General features: G+C 51.6%; 1 rRNA gene (running past one end of the window). It reads right to left on the bottom strand.

Annotated features, from left to right (window positions below):
* Positions 1-2,239, bottom strand: a 23S ribosomal RNA gene (locus DW724_RS15320); it reaches 708 nt to the left of the window's first position.
* Positions 2,240-2,252: the final 13 nt, after the last annotated feature.

The raw sequence follows: 2,252 nt of genomic DNA, 5'->3' as shown, positions 1-2,252 counted from the left end.
CGAACCTTTGAGCGCCTCCGTTACTCTTTTGGAGGCGACCGCCCCAGTCAAACTGCCCACCTGACAGTGTCCCCCGACCAGATTCATGGTCGCAGGTTAGAATCCCAATATCCCAAGAGTGGTATCCCAAGGTTGGCTCCACGAACGCTGGCGCGCTCGCTTCCTAGCCTCCCACCTATCCTGTACATGGAATACCGAGATCCAATATCAAGCTACAGTGAAGCTCCATGGGGTCTTTCCGTCTAGTTGCGGGAAACCGGCATCTTCACCGGTACTACAATTTCGCCGGGCGGGCTGTTGAGACAGTGCCCAAATCGTTACGCCATTCGTGCGGGTCAGAACTTACCTGACAAGGAATTTCGCTACCTTAGGACCGTTATAGTTACGGCCGCCGTTTACTGGGGCTTAAGTTCGCACCTTCGCTTGCGCTAAGCACTCCCCTTAACCTTCCAGCACCGGGCAGGCGTCACCCCCTATACGTCATCTTTCGATTTAGCAGAGAGCTGTGTTTTTGCTAAACAGTCGCTTGGGCCTTTTCACTGCGGCCTGCTCTCGCAGGCGCCCCTTATCCCGAAGTTACGGGGCCAATTTGCCGAGTTCCTTAACAACCCTTCTCCCGTTGGCCTTAGAATACTCATCCCATCTACCTGTGTCGGTTTGCGGTACGGGCACCTTAGTATACACTAGAGCTTTTCTCGTCTCTCTCGCCAGTTACTTCCCTACTATATTTCGGTCCCTTACGCCCGGGGCAACCATCGCCCGGGATAACCTTAAAGAAAGCGTCCCTCTAGCTTAAATGTTCGGTGGTTACGGAATTTCTACCGTATGTGCATCGCCTACGCCTTTCGGCCTGAGCTTAGCTCCCGACTAACCTTGGGCGGACGAACCTTCCCCAAGAAACCTTAGATTTTCGGCCATTATGATTCTCACATAATTCTCGCTACTTATTCCGGCATTCTCACTCGTATGCAGTCCACCAGTGCTTCCGCTCTGACTTCACCCCGCATACGACGCTCCCCTACCCAATGCATTACTGCAATGCCTAAGCTTCGGTTGAACACTTAGCCCCGTTACATTTTCTGCGCAAAACCACTCGACCAGTGAGCTATTACGCACTCTTTGAATGAGTGGCTGCTTCTAAGCCAACATCCTGGTTGTCTTCGCAGTTTCACATCATTTTCCACTTAGTGTTCATTTGGGACCTTAGCTGTAGATCTGGGCTGTTTCCCTTTTGACTATGAGACTTATCTCACACAGTCTGACTGCTATTCATCAATTATCCGGCATTCAGAGTTTGATAGGCTTTGGTAACCTCGCGGCCCCTAGACCATTCAGTGCTTTACCTCCGGTAATCTAAAATAACGCTAGCCCTAAAGCTATTTCGGGGAGAACCAGCTATCTCCGAGTTCGATTGGAATTTCTCCGCTATCCACAAGTCATCCCCGGCTTTTTCAACAGACGTGGGTGCGGCCCTCCACGGTGTCTTACCACCGCTTCAGCCTGCTCATGGATAGGTCACCCGGTTTCGGGTCTAATACCTGCAACTTCATACGCCCTATTCAGACTCGCTCTCGCTGCGGCTCCGGAACTCCAGTTCCTTAACCTCGCTGCAAATATTAACTCGCCGGACCGTTCTACAAAAAGTACCCGATCATCCTTTAACGGACTCTCGGTGCTTGTAGGCACAAGGTTTCAGGTTCTTTTTCACTCCCCTCCCGGGGTACTTTTCACCTTTCCCTCACGGTACTGCTCCACTATCGGTCACTGAGTAGTATTTAGGCTTGGAGGATGGTCCCCCCATCTTCCCAGCGGGTTTCACGTGTCCGCTGGTACTCTGGATACTGCTAGCACTCAATCCTTTTCACTTACGGGGCTATCACCCTGTATCGCTGCTCTTCCCAAAGCATTCAGTTAAAGATTAAAGTTACATATTGCAGTCCTAACCCCGAAGATATTGCTACCTCCGGTTTGGCCTCTTCCGCGTTCGCTCGCCACTACTAGCGGAATCTCGGTTGATTTCTCTTCCTCGCCCTACTTAGATGTTTCAGTTCAGGCGGTTCCCCACCATGACCTATGTATTCAGTCATGGTTGATGGAGTATTGCTCCATCGGGTTTCCCCATTCGGAAATCCACGGATCAAAGCCCATTTGCGGCTCCCCGTAGCTTATCGCAGCTTGTCGCGTCCTTCGTCGGCTCTCAGTGCCAAGGCATTCCCCTTGCGCCCTTTACAGCTTGACCAGCTGTAAAATCC

This window comes from Butyricicoccus sp. AM27-36 (assembly GCF_003480945.1).
GTDB lineage: Bacteria > Bacillota > Clostridia > Oscillospirales > Butyricicoccaceae > Agathobaculum > Agathobaculum butyriciproducens.
Note: the sequence above shows the minus strand (reverse complement) of the source record. Positions and strands in the feature narration are given on the sequence as shown.